We start from the raw sequence: 15,392 nt of genomic DNA, 5'->3' as shown, positions 1-15,392 counted from the left end.
TTCCGTGGTACCACCCATATTTACCTAGTATCTCACAATACTAAGCCTTAACGAGTCAAATAAACAAATAAGACATGCTTATTATACTCGTGGTCTTATAACGTAGACCTAACGATTTCCCCTAATAAGCTAACACTAAACTTCTTAAACGTGTTAAAGCTTTTCAGGAAAACAGCTCCGAGGTGAGCTCGTAATTAAGGGATTATGGTGATTGGTCTCAGCTATTCCATCACTCTCTGAGCAAAGAGCCCTTAAAACTTCGTCCTCATCATCGCCGATGAACTATAACGTAAAATGTTTAGGAACATTATATGATTAGTTTACATCGAGAGTCAATACCTAATCGAAACAATTTAATTTACCACTGTTTGATTGTCACTCCATCGCCCATACTTTCATAGAATAATAAATAATTATTATTTTATGCATAATGCAACAAAATGCTTTTAAAAAAATGAATTTAGGCTAGGAAGGACTCTGAGTCATATGATTCGTTATCGAAGACCCAAACAGGATGATCCCATCATTTATCAATTAATTAAACAAGAGCTTGTGCCTTACTCTCATCTGTCTGCGCAAGAATTAAATCAGGTTATATCAGATCTCCCTAAACGAATGTCCCGTGGTACTACGCTAGTCAGCTCTCTTCAATATGAAAGTGATCCTATTGCATTTATTCATTTTATGATTCATGGCAAACTGTTATACATCGATATGATCGCTGTATCAGCCCAATATCGCAGACGACAAATCGGAAAGGCACTTATCGCACACGCTGAACATTTCGCTGCTTCAAGAGGGTGCACATCATCTAAATTAACGGTGGAGCAAGGAAATACGAGAGCAGAGCGTTTTTATGTTAATTTCGGCTATAGTCGGACAAAAAACTTATCCCACATACAATGCTTTGAGATGAAAAAAAATTTAGATTATCGTTTTTAAAATTGTTTATATTGTTGATCCTAGATAAAATGGAATCTAATTAATGCAAAAAAGCTAGCTAATTCTTAGCTAACTTTTGCAGCACTGTTATAATAGTTATTTAAATGTGTTCTATTCTAAAGTACCATTTTTCACTAACTCGTCTTTAATCTTTCTGTGCATATCCCATACATCATTTCCTGCATTACTTACGATCGTAATGGTAATATCGTTAGCAATATCATAACTTGATTTAAAGCTTACTCCTGGATCGCACCCCTCAAAATGAGGGATAAATGTTGCATCTTCTACCTTCGTATTACTGAAATCACGCTTAGTAAGCCATACGCCATAACCATAATTGCTATGTTCATCCTCACCTTGCAATGACAACATCTGTTGTAGCATATCTAAAGAAATTAGATCACCTGCAAGTAGCTTCCTCCAAAACTTATCAATATCTAAAACGGTTGTAAACACTCCTCCTGCACCCGTTCCCTTTACATCAATACTATAAATGTTCGTATAATACTCGTCATGCGCCTCATCATAAATGTATGCATTAGCAGTTCGAGCAGGAAGGCGATCTAGCTCAAAATATCCTGTATCAATCATACCTGAGGGTTGAAATACGTTATATTGTAAGTATTCATCAAATGGCTTTTCTGACACTTGTTCTATGATTAAACCTAACACAACATAACCCGTGTTGTTATATTGAAACTTCTCGCCTCGTGGATACATCATTTCTTTATTTATAAACAGTGGAAGCAAATCGGCTGAAGTTCTTATTTTATAGTTCGGATAATCCCTCCACAATTCAGCATATTCCTCCATCACACTTTCATCAAAATAGTCCGGTATACCTGAGGTATGATTAAGTAGTTGTCTAACTGTAATCCCTGTATCAATGAGCTTCCAATCAATATGCGATAGAAGCTGTCCAATCGTATCTTCAAAGCTCAATTTCTGTTGTTCTATTAATTGCAAAATAGCTGTAGCTACAAAAACCTTCCCTGCAGATGCCGTAGGAAACTTTGTTTCTAATGTATTAGGCACCTTGTTAGGCATATCTGCATAACCAAATGCTTTCTGGAAAATGATATGCTCTGATTTTCTTATCAATATACATCCATAAAAATCTGCATCTATCCACGTTTCTATTGTCAAAGTAAACCCTCCCCCAAAAATTCATAGTCTTAGGTCGTGTTGACTTACACTTTTCGGACTCTTCCTAATATAACATAAAAAAACACCTTTAAAATATGTAAAAAACAATTAAAAAAGAGATTACCATGACTAGTGTCAATAGTAATCTCTTTATGGTCATTAAACCTATGCGTTCAATTTTTCTTTAGCAACGTTAGCCAAAGAATTGAATGCTTGAATATCATTTACAGCTAGGTCAGCAAGGATTTTGCGGTTGATGTTGATCTCAGCCAATCTCAAGCCATGTACCAATTTGCTGTAAGACAAACCGTTCATACGAGCCGCAGCGTTAATACGTACGATCCACAATTTGCGGAAATCACGTTTTTTCTGACGACGGTCACGGTATGCATAAAGCATAGATTTCATTACTTGCTCATTTGCAGTTTTAAAAATACGGTGTTTAGAACCAAAATAACCTTTAGCAAGCTTTAATACTTTTTTATGACGACGACGAACAACGAATCCGCCTTTTACTCTTGCCATATCAATAAACCTCCTAATAATTCAAAAAATAATGTGTGATTAATTACTTCAAGTTAGCTAATTGTTGTTTCAAACGATTTACATCACCAGAATACATAACAGGACTATTTGCTAATACACGTTTAGCACGTTTAGTTCTGTGGGAAAGTAAGTGGTTACGGTTTGCTTTGTAACGTCTTACTTTACCTGTTCCAGTAATTTTGAAGCGGCCTTTTAGGCTGCTGTGAGTTTTCATTTTAGGCATTGTACTTCCTCCTCAATGTTTATGAGCAATACTTGAAACTTGACTTAGTTTTTAGGTGCAAGAATCATAATCATACTGCGACCTTCCAACTTAGGAATTCGTTCCACTGTACAAAGATCTGCAACTTCATCTTTTACGCGGTCCAGAATTTTTTTCCCGATGTCGGCGTGTGTAATTTCACGTCCGCGGAAACGGACAGAACATTTTACTTTGTCGCCATCTTTCAAAAATTTGATCACGTTACGAAGTTTCGTCTGGAAATCATGCTCCTCAATATTTGCACGGAACCATACTTCCTTGATGTCCACTATCTTTTGATTTTTACGAGCTTCTTTTTCTTTCTTCTGGTTTTCATAACGGAATTTACCGTAGTCCATGATACGACATACTGGCGGTTTTGCCGTTGGCGCAACATTAACTAAATCCAGATTAAGATCAATCGCCATTTGTAGTGCTTCACGTATAGGTTTGATTCCTATTTGTTCACCCTCAGCGCCTACTAAACGAACTTCTTTAGCTCGTATTTCATCATTGATCAAATGTTCCTTACTGATAATTATCCACCTCCAAAAAGATTTAAAACAACACTATAGAAGCAAATTAAAAAGGGATGCAGAACCTCTGGCTGCATCCCAAATTGATCAATTCATCATGAACTTACATTCATAAATCATTGGATCAAACCAGTCAGCAATAGCTGAACAGGTGAGAAGTCAACGCCTCTACTTACAATCCATTACTTTCGTTAAAACATCACCAAAACAATATATCACATATAAAACATATTTGTCAAACTATTCTTAAATTAAATTTATGTCTAGTTTCTAAGCTTCAAATGTTTAGCCTTGTTTGCTTTGAACCTCTTCTAAACGTACAACACGTGTATGTTTGGTGTGGCTCCATTGCTTGTTGTTTTGTGTGAAAAATGCATAAAACGTAATTGGCCACCATGAAATAAGGTAAATCGGAAATAAAACAAGGTAAGCATATACTTTCTTATAAGTAACTTTTTCAAGTATCATCGCCGCTAAGAAAGTAAATACGTTCGCAGCAATTGCAATAAAGGAAATCCACAATGGGAAGTAACCATACAGCGTACTAAAGTGAGGGCCTTCCAAAATGGATTGATCCACCCAAATAAACGCACTCAGTAAAAATGTAATCAACACGATATACACGTTAACCCCATACAAAGCCATGTCTAGCTTAATAAAGCTACGTTCCTTAATACTTTGCCAAAGCAATTTAAAAAAGTAACGACGTGCGACGGTAAAGTGTCCTTGCATCCAACGTAGACGTTGACGTGCAGAAGCCTTAAATGTTAATGGCTTCTCATCAAATAACTTTGCATCATAGTTAAAAACAGGGTTAATTCCTTTTTCTACACAACGCATCGTGAACTCAAGGTCTTCTACGAGGCTAGTAGCCCCCCAACCAATTTCCTTAAGAAGCTCTGTTTCAAAGCACATGCCTGTGCCTCCAAGGAAGTTAGCCATTTTCAAGTTGTGACGAGAAAGCTGCCACAAACGGTTGCAATACCAATAGGAAATACCGTAGGCTGCAGTTACCCAAGAATCCTCTGGATTTTTTGTATCGATGTAGCCTTGAATAACACGAGCCCCTTCACAAAGATCATTGTTCATCTCACGAAGGAAGTCAGGATGTGCCAAGTTATCAGCATCAAACATGACAACAGCATCATATTGTCTTGGCATTTTCCAAAGCTCTTTAAGCATCCATTCAATCGCATAACCTTTACCACGAAGGTTAGGATTCGTACGCACACAAGCATTCATCCCATGACTACGCACGATTTCTACTGTACGGTCGGTACAGTTGTCACAAATAACAAATACATCGTACAGCTCCTTCGGGTAATTTAGGTGCTTAAGGTTTTCCATCAGCGCACCTACAACTTCTTGCTCATTGTGTGCTGCAACTAGAACAGCAAATGATTTATTTGGTTCATATTGCTTTTTATTTTTCTTTTTATACATGCCAAATAATGATAATCCGAATTGATACACACCAACCACTGCTAAAATAATTTGCAGAGATATCAGTATAGTGTCGACCATAATTCACTGCCCCCCTTTAAACCCCATTTTATTTTTTTCTCTAACAGCTGAGGTTTTAATAATGACCCTGTTTTTGTTTTACATTTGATTTTACATTAGCGATGAACTGCCAACACTAAGATATTGTAAACAAAATTACTGACTAAGTAAAATTTCTCTATTTTTAGCACAGCAATATTATTAATGCATTACGATTTTCCACGACTTTGACTACTTTGTCAAAGGGGATTTTAGGCTTTATTCTTTAAAAAAAGCGCAAACATAGTGTTTTCCGAGCGTAACTTGGGGTCACCTCCTGCTTTTTTATAAGTATAGGTCTTATTTTCATCAGTTTAGTCACTTTTTATTTCATTCTCGTTAACAAAACTATGTCGCTCATCTATACAAACGTAAAAAAAGCAAAAAAGTTTACCAAATCGCACAGTTTCCTTTAAACTAATTTGATATCATTTGAATCAGATGTTCGTGATTTATTGATATATAATTGTTGAAAACACCCACAAATCAAAATATGATAAATGTAAGGGTATTATGAAATACTTATACTAAAGAAGCTTATTCGTTGTTGAAAATAGAAGTGGAGGCATTCAATGCGTCATTGGCTGCAGAGTTTAGTGAATCTCGATCGTAAATTATTTATTGCTATTAATGTGAAGTTTCATCGCAAATTTTTGAATTTTTGGGTGTTTAATCTTACGCGCTTAGGTGGTGCAACATTTACAATTGCCATCACATTATTAATCTGGAGATTGGCTTCTCCAGCATGGAGCAAAGTTGGGTTGCAAGCTTTTACAGCCTTGGCATTAAGTCATATCCCAGTTGCAATTGCTAAAAAGCTGTATCCCAGAATACGTCCTTATTTGAGCTTGCCTGGAATAAATACGTTTAAAAATCCGTTAAAGGACCATTCCTTTCCGTCTGGACATACGACAGCTATTTTTTCGGTGACAATACCGTTTATGATTGCTCAGCCTAGTTTAATTATAATATTAGCACCGTTGGCACTATTGGTTGGGACTTCACGTATATACTTAGGTCTGCATTATCCTTCTGATGTACTTGCTGGACTAATTATTGGTACATCCGTTGCAGTGGGTACGGTTGCATTCTGGACGTAAAGGTTATATTGTTAAGTTCAGGAAAACCTTGCGGGAAAAGGTGAAACTAAAGTGAACAAACAAAGAGTCTTACTTTTATCTGAAGGGTTCGGGGCGGGGCATACTCAAGCTGCTTATGCACTGTCAAGCAGTTTACGTAAGCTATCGCCAAATGTACAAACAAGGGTACTGGAGTTAGGCAGTTTTCTTAATCCAAGAGTAGCACCACTTATTCTTACAGCTTATAAAAAGACGGTCTCTTCTCAACCTCGTCTTGTCAGTATGATGTATCGTAGTAATTATAAAAAACCATTAAATCGTCTAACAACATTGGCACTTCATAAACTTTTTTATACACATACGAAGCTAGTTATAGATCAACTTCATCCCGATGTCATAGTATGCACGCATCCTATTCCAAGCGCCGTTATTTCTCGGATGAAGCGACATGGCTTAGAGGTTCCTTTATGCACTGTGATTACCGATTACGATGCACATGGAACATGGATCAGTGATGAGGTAAATCGATATCTTGTATCCACTGACCAGGTTAAGACCATCTTGCTTGAACGTGGGGTTGGTGAATCTAAAATTGAAATTACGGGTATTCCCGTCCACCCTAACTTTTGGGAAAGACACAGTAAGCAGGATATTCGAGATCGTTTTGGTTTAAATGACATACCAACCATACTTATTATGGGCGGAGGCTGGGGATTAACGAAGGATGAAGCTGTAAACAATCTACTTGTAAAGTATAAAGAACATCTTCAGCTAATTTTTTGTTTTGGTAGCAATACTAAATTAATGGATAAAATAGGTAGTGACCCTAGATTCCAGCATCAAAACATAAAGCTACTAGGATTTACAAAGGAAATTGATAAGCTTATGGAGGTCTCTGACCTATTAATTACGAAGCCTGGTGGAATGACTTGCTCAGAAGGGTTAGCAAAGGCAATACCGATGTTATTTCATAAGCCCTTGCCGGGACAAGAAGAAGAAAACCTTCTCTATTTCTCAGCACAGGGGTGGGGCACACCCATTCATTCGCTGGATGACATTACGGCATGGGTCGAAAAGCTTATTCATCATTACGATGAGGTGAGTGCAACCAGAGAGCAGATGCTTGCAGATATCGAACGATTCCATCCGACTCAAAGTGCAAAAGTCATTGTTGATTTATTGGAAAGTAAAAGTAATACCATATTTATTTAGCTCTTATCTAATTTATATCGTTAATTACAGTGATTTGAATTTTAAAAAACGTCGTCCATGTTATTAAGTGGATGACGTTTTTGTATTTAAAAACGATAATGCTGCCTCAATACTTTGTTTAATAAAAGTAGGATCAGGTCTTGACTTCATTAGGACGGTCAAACCAATCATGGAAACAACAAGCGAATGTGCCAGTTCTTCACTTTGTAACACTTCTGAAAGCTCCCCCGTCCTTTGTCCTCTCTCAATCGTTTCTTTAAATATAGCTGCTAAATACATTTGATGCTCACGTGTAAGTACTGCAAATTTAGAGTGGTGAGGTGCAAGCTCCACCATTGTATTTATACAAAAGCACCCTCGCCTAATTGATGTGTTCGTTGTATCTTCTGTACCAATTTGTTCGAAGAGCTTTCTAAAAGCCGTCTTTACAGAAGAGGCATGTTGAAGCAATGATCTTATATAAGCGGCATGCCAAGTGTTATAGCGACGTAGAGCAGCTTCAAACAACTCGTTTTTATCCCCAAAAGCAGCATAGAGACTTGGACGTTGAATGCCCATCGCATTTGTAAGATCGACTAACGAGGCGGATTCAAATCCTTTTTCCCAAAAAACCTCCATTGCCGCTTCAAGTGCTTTATCCGTATCAAACTCCCGTTTTCTGACCATTTCTGACCACCTTTTTGTATCAAACAGTATTTTATAATAATTAGTTTATTTACTCCATAGGCGTCTGTCAAATCACCAGAATAGAATTGGTGAAAATTAAATTGTTATTTTAGATTATTGACATAAAATTATAAATCGGGATATGATAATCAAAACATTTTGTATCGATCGGTACAAAAAAGAAAGGATGTTTTGCTTGTGAACTCCCTCAGCTATTCAAGTACAGCCTCACAGATAAAATTATCTCGTTTTGTTGTGGTTTTGTTAGCTTTTTGTAGTGGACTTTCTGTAGCTAATATTTATTTTGCTCAGCCTTTATTAGATTCCATCTCTACTGATTTAGGGATTTCTTATTCCTCCATTGGTATTGTAATTATGATCACTCAAATATTTTATGCATTAGGATTGCTGTTTCTTGTTCCTTTAGGGGATTTGCTGCATCGTCGCAAGCTGATTTCTGTCCAGATGTTATTATCTGTTATTGCATTACTTATCGTTGCCTTTTCGTCATCAAGCTTATTTCTGTTTATTGGGATTGCAATGGTTGGATTATTGGCAGTCGTTGCACAAACGATTGTTGCCACAGCCGCATCCCTTAGCTCGGACAAAGAACGTGGGCATACGGTAGGCTTTGTAACGAGTGGGATTGTGATTGGCATTTTGCTTGCTCGCACTGTTGCGGGTACTCTGAATGATCACTTAGGTTGGAGGTCTGTGTACATTTTTTCGGCATGTCTTACAGTTTTAGGAAGTGTAGCTATATTTGTGTTTTTACCTAAACAAGATACACCTAAAGTAAAGCTTAGCTATACTAAAATGATTACATCTTTATTTCGTTTATATAAAGAATTGCCCATTTTACGAATTCGCTCGCTATTAGGCATGTTCATTTTTATCGCTTTTAGTAGCTTATGGACAGCGATGGTATTGCCATTAAGTAGTGCCCCATTATCGATGTCACATACCGAAATTGGTGCCTTGGGACTTGTAGGTGTAGCGGGAGCGCTTGCTGCTACTTCTGCTGGAAAATTAGCTGATTTAGGGTATGCTCGTATAACCACTGGTATATCCTTAATTTTACTAGTATTGTCATGGCTGCTTATTCATCTACTGTATCATTCCGTATGGTATCTCATTATCGGTATCGTTTTACTTGATTTAGCTGTTCAAGCGGTGCATGTTACAAATCAAGGGCTTATTTACAAAGCTCGTCCAGAGGCACAAAGTCGATTAACCGCCGCCTATATGATTTTTTATTCGATTGGGAGTGCTGTTGGCTCTATACTTGCTACTCAGGCTTATGTCTGGTGGGGGTGGAGTGGGGTATGTGTGTTAGGTGTGTCTGCAAGCCTACTCGCGTTTATAGTTTGGGGATGGGATAGTTATAAAAATAAATAAAAAACTCTACCTATGTAAAGGTAACAAAGGGACTGGCCCCAAGCTCCTACTTAGTGTAGAGTCTTAAAATTAGTAGTTGACAACAACCCATTTTTATTTAAAATTGATCCATTTTATGCTTATGATAACGAGCTAGAGCTTTTTCTCCAATCACAACCTCTACGCGATGAATTGGCATTCCTTGCCCTACAAATTTGCTCTCATATTCTGTCATCACATTATTTTCAGCAATCCCTTGTCCATGCAAGCTCAAGGAGATATTGTTCATCTGTAATCCTTTAGCTGCAAAAGCATTTAAAGAGAATTGGAACAAATCTCGTGAATCTGTTTTAAAGTGAATTTCACCCTCATCATTAAGCACATGTTTATATTTATCTAAAAACCGTGGGTGTGTTAATCTTCTACGCCCATGTTTTGCTTTTGGCCAAGGATCACTAAAGTTAAGGTAAATACGCTCGATTTCATTTTCATCAAAAAAATCTTCTAATGATTCAATGTTACCAAGTGCTAAACGAACGCTATCGGGCTTACCGCCCTGTTCTTCCCAAATCGCACGTACCTTTTCACTAGAACGACGTACTAATTCGTCGTACATATCCATCCCAATAAAATTCACATCTGGGTATTTGACACTCATTCCACTAATAAATTGACCTTTTCCCATACCCAGCTCAATATAAATGGGGCGATCATTACCAAAAACCTCAGCCCAACGTCCTTTATAATTACTAGGATCTAAAATTACAAGATCGGTTTGCATTTCTAAATTTTCTCGTATGCCTTTTCTACCGCGTAAACGCATGTCATTCCTCCGCCTTCTATTATTCCATTACTGCTGTTAGTCCATAACTAATATTAGTCCATTACTGCAATATTGTGCCTTAAACCACCCTACTTGTAAAGACTCAGCTTGTATAGTTATCATAGTAAGCCCTATAAATTACCTAAAAATGAAAAAGGAATCTTAAATATCTGCCGGGGAACAGGTATTCAAAACTCCTTTTTCTATATTTGGAATTGGGGTCCAACGAAATTGGGTGAGGATTTTGCCTCATACTATTTTTTTCATCTAAATAATTCTAATTAAGATGTACATTATTCATGTACATTACAACAAGCAAAATCCTTTGTTACATTCAAAATAACATAATCTGTATGACACTGCAACAAAGTGCACACTCATATTTCCCTAATCTTATATTTTTTTGTTACAATAGTGGAATAAATCTGTTCTTATCATAAAGGAGCTAACATGAGTATTCAATCTAACACTGCACCTAAGCTGTGGAGTGACAAACGTTTTCATACATGGAACACAGAAATGAGAGAAACCTTTGGATCAAAAGTATTCAAGGTTATGCTTGATGCTGGGTTTACTTGTCCAAACCGAGATGGTTCTATTGCAAAGGGTGGCTGTACATTTTGTAGCGCACGTGGGTCAGGAGATTTTGCTGGCAGCAGACGTGACGACCTCGTAACACAGTTTAATAAAATTCGTGATCGCCAACATATAAAATGGCCTGAAGCTAAGTATATTGGATATTTCCAAGCTTATACTAACACCTATGCACCTGTAGAAGAGCTACGTGAATATTACGAAGCGATTTTAGAGCAGCCAGGGGTGGTTGGTTTATCAATTGCAACGAGACCCGACTGTCTCCCTGATGATGTTGTCGAGTATTTAGCAGAATTAAATGAGCGCACATACTTATGGGTCGAAATGGGTTTACAAACGATTCACGAATCTACATCAGAGCTAATTAATCGGGCACATGATACAGCATGTTATATTGAGGCTGTTGAGAAGCTACGCAAGCACAATATAAGAGTATGTACCCATATCATTTATGGCTTGCCCCAAGAAAGTCATGAGATGATGCTAGATACAGGTCGTGCGGTTGCACAAATGGATGTTCAAGGGATTAAAATTCATTTATTGCATTTAATGCGCAAAACGCCGATGGTTCGACAATATGAAGCAGGCTTATTACGATTCTTGGAGCAAGATGAATATGTGAAGCTGATTGTGGATACGTTAGAATTTCTGCCCCCAGAAATGATTGTGCACCGGTTAACGGGAGATGCACCAAGGGATTTACTTATCGGACCGATGTGGAGTCTTAAAAAATGGGAAGTGCTAAATGCCATTGATGATGAGCTGAAACAACGGGATACGTGGCAAGGTAAAATGTGGAGGGGTCGTTAATGGGCTTTATTTCTGTTTTAAGCTTTGCTCAGAAGCAAATTAATGAACGGCTTCAGCCAGGAGATATTGCCGTAGATGCCACAGCGGGAACGGGGGCAGATACATTATTTTTAGCTCGTATTTGTGGAAAAAGAGGTAAAGTATTTGCATTCGATATTCAACAATCTGCACTGGAACAAACGGGAGCACGCCTACAGCAAGCAGACACACCTATCGCTGAAGTACAGCTTATTCTTGGCAGTCACGCAGAGATGCAGCGGTTTTTACCAAGTGAGGTAATCGGCAAGGTTAATGCTATTATGTTTAACTTGGGATATTTGCCTTCACAAGAGGGTGATCAATCCATCATTACGCTAACAGAGTCAACATTGACTGCATTAGAGGCTGCCTTAAATATATTAAAGCCACGAGGAATTATAACGATTGTATTATACCCTGGTCATGCAGGCGGAGATCAGGAGGCGGCAAGTGTAGAGACTTGGGCTGCCTCCCTTCCTCCCTCTAAAGGTCAAGCAATTATGTATAAACAAATCCAACGTCCAACTGCGCCTTATTTAATTGCAATCGAAAAAAAGTGTTAAGTTTAATGATATAAGTGGGGTTATGAATGATGATTAGAAAAATTGAGCATATTGGAATTCGTGTATCTGCTTTAGAGGATTCGATTGAATTTTACGAGCGGATTATTGGCTTAAAATTATTACATACTATTGGAGAAATTGAAGATACGTTACGTCTTGCTTTTATGGCATTCCCTGGACAAGACGATGTTGAAATTGAGCTTATTTCTAAAAAGCATGCAGAGCCATTAGCGAATGAAGGCAAAGTACATCATATTGCTTTTACCGTTAGTCATATCGAACGAGAATATGAACGGATTGCTTCGTTAGGCTTAGCTGGATTAAGTCCCTCAATACGGGAGCTTCCGAATGGAAATCGCTTCTTTTTCTTCAGTGGTCCCGATGGGGAAGTCATTGAATTTGTTGAGCCAGTGCATTTAGCACAATAATTTTTATAATATCATGATGAAGGGAGCGCAATCTTTTGACAGAAGAAACCTATACGTTGTTAAACGATGTTGGTCATTTTGTTCATATTTATCATTGGTTCCCTTCTCCACCTGACACCAACATCAAAGGTGTTGTACATATCGCACATGGCATGGCGGAATCAGCGGAACGTTATGCTCCTTTTGCTCAAAAACTAACCGATGAAGGCTTCATGGTTTATGCTCACGATCACCGTGGTCATGGTAAAACTGCACCTACCATAGATGACCTAGGTTACCCGGGAAATAATGGTTTAGAGGGTATGCTTGACGACATGAAATTAATTCGGGAATGGATTAGTAACCGCCATCCAAATTTACCTTTATTTTTGTTTGGACATAGTATGGGCTCGTTCCTTACCCAAAAAATGATGTGTGTTGATCATGATCCCTATACCGGATTTTTATTAAGCGGTACCAATGGTCCTCGTCCGTTGACAGGGCTTGCACTACGCTTAGCTAAGCTAGAATGTCAATGGTATGGGGATAGACACCCTAGTAAAATGCTGAACGCCCTTTCCTTTGGTAGCTTCAATCATAGATTTCGACCTGTACGCACCCCATTTGATTGGTTATCGAGAGATGAGCAAGTAGTCGACGCCTATATGGAGAACCCGCATTGTGGCTTTTTATGTAGTGCTGGATTTTTTGCAGGTTTATTTGCTTTATTACATGAGTTACACAGGCCAGCAATGGTTCAGCAGCTTGATCCTGACAAGCCTGTTTATATTGTGAGTGGTTCGCAAGATCCTGTTAGTCACTTTGGAACGGGCATAAGAAGACTTGTGCAGTTGTATCACTCTGCTGGATTACGAGATGTTGAGGTTAAGGTGTATGAAGGTGGAAGGCATGAAATACTAAACGAAATTAATCGCGATGAGGTAATAGATGATATTTTGACTTGGCTAAACAACAAAGTGCAGTAGTAAGAAGAGAGTGATTGACTTTGAAGTCAGCCACTCTTTTTTGTTTATATTGATTTATTATCTTTGCACTAATCCATTTCTTGAAAGAAGTCTAGGAACGGCTTACCATACTTACGGAATTTCACTTCCCCTACTCCCTTAATCTTCAGCATTGCGACTTCGCTAGTTGGACAAATAACACTCATCTCACGCAAGGTGGCATCGTTAAAAATGATATAGGATGGAACACGATCTCGTTCAGCTAGCTCTCGGCGAATGAGGCGTAATTGTTCAAACACCACTTCATTAACTGCCGAAGGACCCGTATCATAGGATTTTTTCCTTTTAGAATCACTGACGTTCTTCTCAGCTTCAGGCGCACGCATCATCACAATATGATTGCCTTTTAGAACATCTACGGCTAACGGTTCTAATTGAACTATCGGATATTGACCTTCTGATAAACGTAAATACCCTTCTGCAATAAATAAATTGATTAGCTCAGAAATTTGTTTTTCCGTAAGTGCCCTCAGCATGGCATAGGTTGGAAGCTGGTCAAAGCCATATTGCAGCACCTTTTTATTTCGAGAGCCTTTTAATACTGCCGCAATCAACGATACACCAAACCGCTCTCTCATTCGATGAATACAAGAAAATACGATCTGCGCATCTCTCGTACGATCTACTAACTCCCTCTCATCTCGACACGAGCTACAAATGCCACAAGGCTTGTTATCATGATCTTCTCCAAAGTAATCTAGCATTGCCCATTTTAAACAGCTCGTAGAATAGCAATATTGCACCATTTGCTGCAATTTACGATATTCGTTATGCTTGCGGCTCTCATCCTGAGGATTTTGCTCAATGAGGAACTTTTGCGTCATGATGTCTTGGGCACTAAATAACAATATACATTCACTTGGATCACCGTCACGACCTGCACGGCCTGCCTCTTGGACATAAGCCTCCATATTTTTAGGCATATTGTAATGAATCACATAGCGAACGTTGGATTTATCTATCCCCATCCCAAACGCATTTGTTGCCACCATGACCCGAATATCATCATAAAGGAAGCTCTCCTGACTTTTTTCTCGCTCTTGATCAGATAAACCCGCATGATATCTGCCTGTTGGGACCCCACTATCGTTTAATCGTTGATATAGGTCATCCACATCCTTACGAGTTGCAGCATATATAATTCCCGGCTGGTGAGCATGTGTATGGGCATAATTTAAAATAAATTCCCGTTTGTTTTCCCCACGCAATACAGTCATCGCCAAATTATCTCGTCCAAGCCCTGTAACGAAAACAGAAGGCTCTGACAGCTTTAGTAAGCTAGTCATGTCATCCATAACCTGAGGTGTAGCTGTCGCCGTAAACGCCGCCACAATCGGTCTGACAGGCAGTTCATCCACAAATGGAGATACGGCTAAATAGCTTGTACGAAAATCGTGTCCCCACTGGGAGACACAATGGGCTTCATCGACAGCAACACACGAGATTTGTAGCTGCTTCATCTCCTCACGGAACCAATCTAATTCTAAGCGCTCAGGCGCCACATAGAGTAGCTTAATTTGGGAGCGACGCGCAGCTCGAATAACCTCATTAACTTCTTTTCCACTTAACGTGCTATTAATATACGCCGCAGGAATGCCCATCGCAGTTAAAGCATCTACTTGGTCCTTCATTAACGAAATAAGTGGAGATACGACAAGGGTTAGCCCTGAAAACATCAAAGCAGGGATCTGATAACATACTGACTTCCCGCCCCCTGTAGGCATAATGCCAAGCGTATCCGCACCTGCCAATACACTTTCAACAATACGACGTTGTCCTTCCCTAAAATCAGGGTAACCATAATATTTTTGTAGATAGAAGCGTGCTTGCTCCATATCAACCGTTTGCGTATTCATAAACCA

16 protein-coding genes are annotated in these 15,392 nt (G+C 38.6%); 8 read left to right on the top strand and 8 right to left on the bottom strand.

Annotated features, from left to right (window positions below):
• Positions 1-486: 486 nt before the first annotated feature.
• On the top strand, positions 487-942 hold the full coding sequence (locus ABE099_RS02895; protein ID WP_430027198.1) for a GNAT family N-acetyltransferase: 456 nt from the start codon (positions 487-489) through the stop codon (positions 940-942).
• A gap of 111 nt (positions 943-1,053) precedes the next feature.
• Here ABE099_RS02895 and ABE099_RS02890 read toward each other — a convergent pair whose 3' ends face one another.
• The 5 genes from ABE099_RS02890 to ABE099_RS02870 all read right to left on the bottom strand — a co-directional run bounded on the left by ABE099_RS02890 (position 1,054) and on the right by ABE099_RS02870 (position 4,938).
• Complete coding sequence (locus tag ABE099_RS02890; RefSeq protein ID WP_430027196.1) at positions 1,054-2,091, bottom strand: serine hydrolase domain-containing protein; 1,038 nt, start codon at positions 2,089-2,091, stop codon at positions 1,054-1,056.
• A gap of 165 nt (positions 2,092-2,256) precedes the next feature.
• On the bottom strand, positions 2,257-2,616 hold the full coding sequence (gene rplT, locus ABE099_RS02885; RefSeq protein ID WP_210088845.1) for a 50S ribosomal protein L20: 360 nt from the start codon (positions 2,614-2,616) through the stop codon (positions 2,257-2,259).
• Positions 2,617-2,659: 43 nt separating this feature from the next.
• Positions 2,660-2,860, bottom strand: coding sequence for a 50S ribosomal protein L35 (gene rpmI / locus ABE099_RS02880; RefSeq protein WP_430027194.1), 201 nt, complete (start codon positions 2,858-2,860; stop codon positions 2,660-2,662).
• Positions 2,861-2,904: 44 nt separating this feature from the next.
• Complete coding sequence (gene infC / locus ABE099_RS02875; RefSeq protein ID WP_210088942.1) at positions 2,905-3,399, bottom strand: translation initiation factor IF-3; 495 nt, start codon at positions 3,397-3,399, stop codon at positions 2,905-2,907.
• A 300-nt stretch (positions 3,400-3,699) separates the two neighbouring features.
• A complete protein-coding gene (locus ABE099_RS02870; RefSeq protein ID WP_430027191.1) occupies positions 3,700-4,938 on the bottom strand; it encodes a glycosyltransferase family 2 protein in 1,239 nt (412 codons plus the stop codon).
• A 590-nt stretch (positions 4,939-5,528) separates the two neighbouring features.
• Between ABE099_RS02870 and ABE099_RS02865 the strand changes: the two genes are divergently transcribed.
• Complete coding sequence (locus ABE099_RS02865; protein ID WP_430027189.1) at positions 5,529-6,056, top strand: phosphatase PAP2 family protein; 528 nt, start codon at positions 5,529-5,531, stop codon at positions 6,054-6,056.
• A gap of 51 nt (positions 6,057-6,107) precedes the next feature.
• Positions 6,108-7,247 carry an MGDG synthase family glycosyltransferase gene (locus tag ABE099_RS02860; protein ID WP_430027187.1) on the top strand — a complete coding sequence of 380 codons (1,140 nt, stop codon included), beginning with the start codon at positions 6,108-6,110 and terminating at the stop codon, positions 7,245-7,247.
• A 63-nt stretch (positions 7,248-7,310) separates the two neighbouring features.
• Here ABE099_RS02860 and ABE099_RS02855 read toward each other — a convergent pair whose 3' ends face one another.
• On the bottom strand, positions 7,311-7,913 hold the full coding sequence (locus ABE099_RS02855; protein ID WP_430027185.1) for a TetR/AcrR family transcriptional regulator: 603 nt from the start codon (positions 7,911-7,913) through the stop codon (positions 7,311-7,313).
• A gap of 198 nt (positions 7,914-8,111) precedes the next feature.
• Between ABE099_RS02855 and ABE099_RS02850 the strand changes: the two genes are divergently transcribed.
• Positions 8,112-9,311 carry an MFS transporter gene (locus tag ABE099_RS02850; RefSeq protein WP_430027183.1) on the top strand — a complete coding sequence of 400 codons (1,200 nt, stop codon included), beginning with the start codon at positions 8,112-8,114 and terminating at the stop codon, positions 9,309-9,311.
• Between the two features lie 97 nt (positions 9,312-9,408).
• Here the strand turns inward: ABE099_RS02850 and trmB are convergent, their stop codons facing one another.
• Positions 9,409-10,113 (bottom strand): tRNA (guanosine(46)-N7)-methyltransferase TrmB, encoded by a 705-nt coding sequence (gene trmB / locus ABE099_RS02845; RefSeq protein WP_430027181.1) that lies wholly within the window; start codon positions 10,111-10,113, stop codon positions 9,409-9,411.
• Positions 10,114-10,563: 450 nt separating this feature from the next.
• Between trmB and ABE099_RS02840 the strand changes: the two genes are divergently transcribed.
• Genes ABE099_RS02840 through ABE099_RS02825 form a run of 4 tightly spaced genes read left to right on the top strand, consistent with a single transcriptional unit; the run spans position 10,564 to position 13,491 of the window.
• The gene (locus ABE099_RS02840; protein ID WP_430027179.1) at positions 10,564-11,517 is read left to right on the top strand and encodes a TIGR01212 family radical SAM protein; all 954 of its coding nucleotides are present in this window, start codon (positions 10,564-10,566) and stop codon (positions 11,515-11,517) included.
• Positions 11,517-12,098 carry a class I SAM-dependent methyltransferase gene (locus ABE099_RS02835; protein ID WP_430027177.1) on the top strand — a complete coding sequence of 194 codons (582 nt, stop codon included), beginning with the start codon at positions 11,517-11,519 and terminating at the stop codon, positions 12,096-12,098. The genes ABE099_RS02840 and ABE099_RS02835 overlap by 1 nt, the downstream gene beginning before the upstream one ends.
• A 29-nt stretch (positions 12,099-12,127) precedes the next feature.
• Positions 12,128-12,526 (top strand): VOC family protein, encoded by a 399-nt coding sequence (locus tag ABE099_RS02830; protein WP_430027175.1) that lies wholly within the window; start codon positions 12,128-12,130, stop codon positions 12,524-12,526.
• A gap of 35 nt (positions 12,527-12,561) precedes the next feature.
• Entirely contained in the window at positions 12,562-13,491 is a 930-nt protein-coding gene (locus ABE099_RS02825) for an alpha/beta fold hydrolase (RefSeq protein WP_430027173.1), read from the top strand.
• A 68-nt stretch (positions 13,492-13,559) separates the two neighbouring features.
• Here ABE099_RS02825 and recQ read toward each other — a convergent pair whose 3' ends face one another.
• Positions 13,560-15,386: a DNA helicase RecQ gene (gene recQ / locus ABE099_RS02820; RefSeq protein WP_430027171.1), complete on the bottom strand. Its 1,827-nt coding sequence runs from the start codon at positions 15,384-15,386 to the stop codon at positions 13,560-13,562.
• Between the last annotated feature and the right edge of the window lie 6 nt (positions 15,387-15,392).

It is taken from the genome of Paenibacillus turicensis (genome assembly GCF_050461185.1).
Classification (GTDB): domain Bacteria; phylum Bacillota; class Bacilli; order Paenibacillales; family Paenibacillaceae; genus Fontibacillus; species Fontibacillus turicensis_A.
Note: the sequence above shows the minus strand (reverse complement) of the source record. Positions and strands in the feature narration are given on the sequence as shown.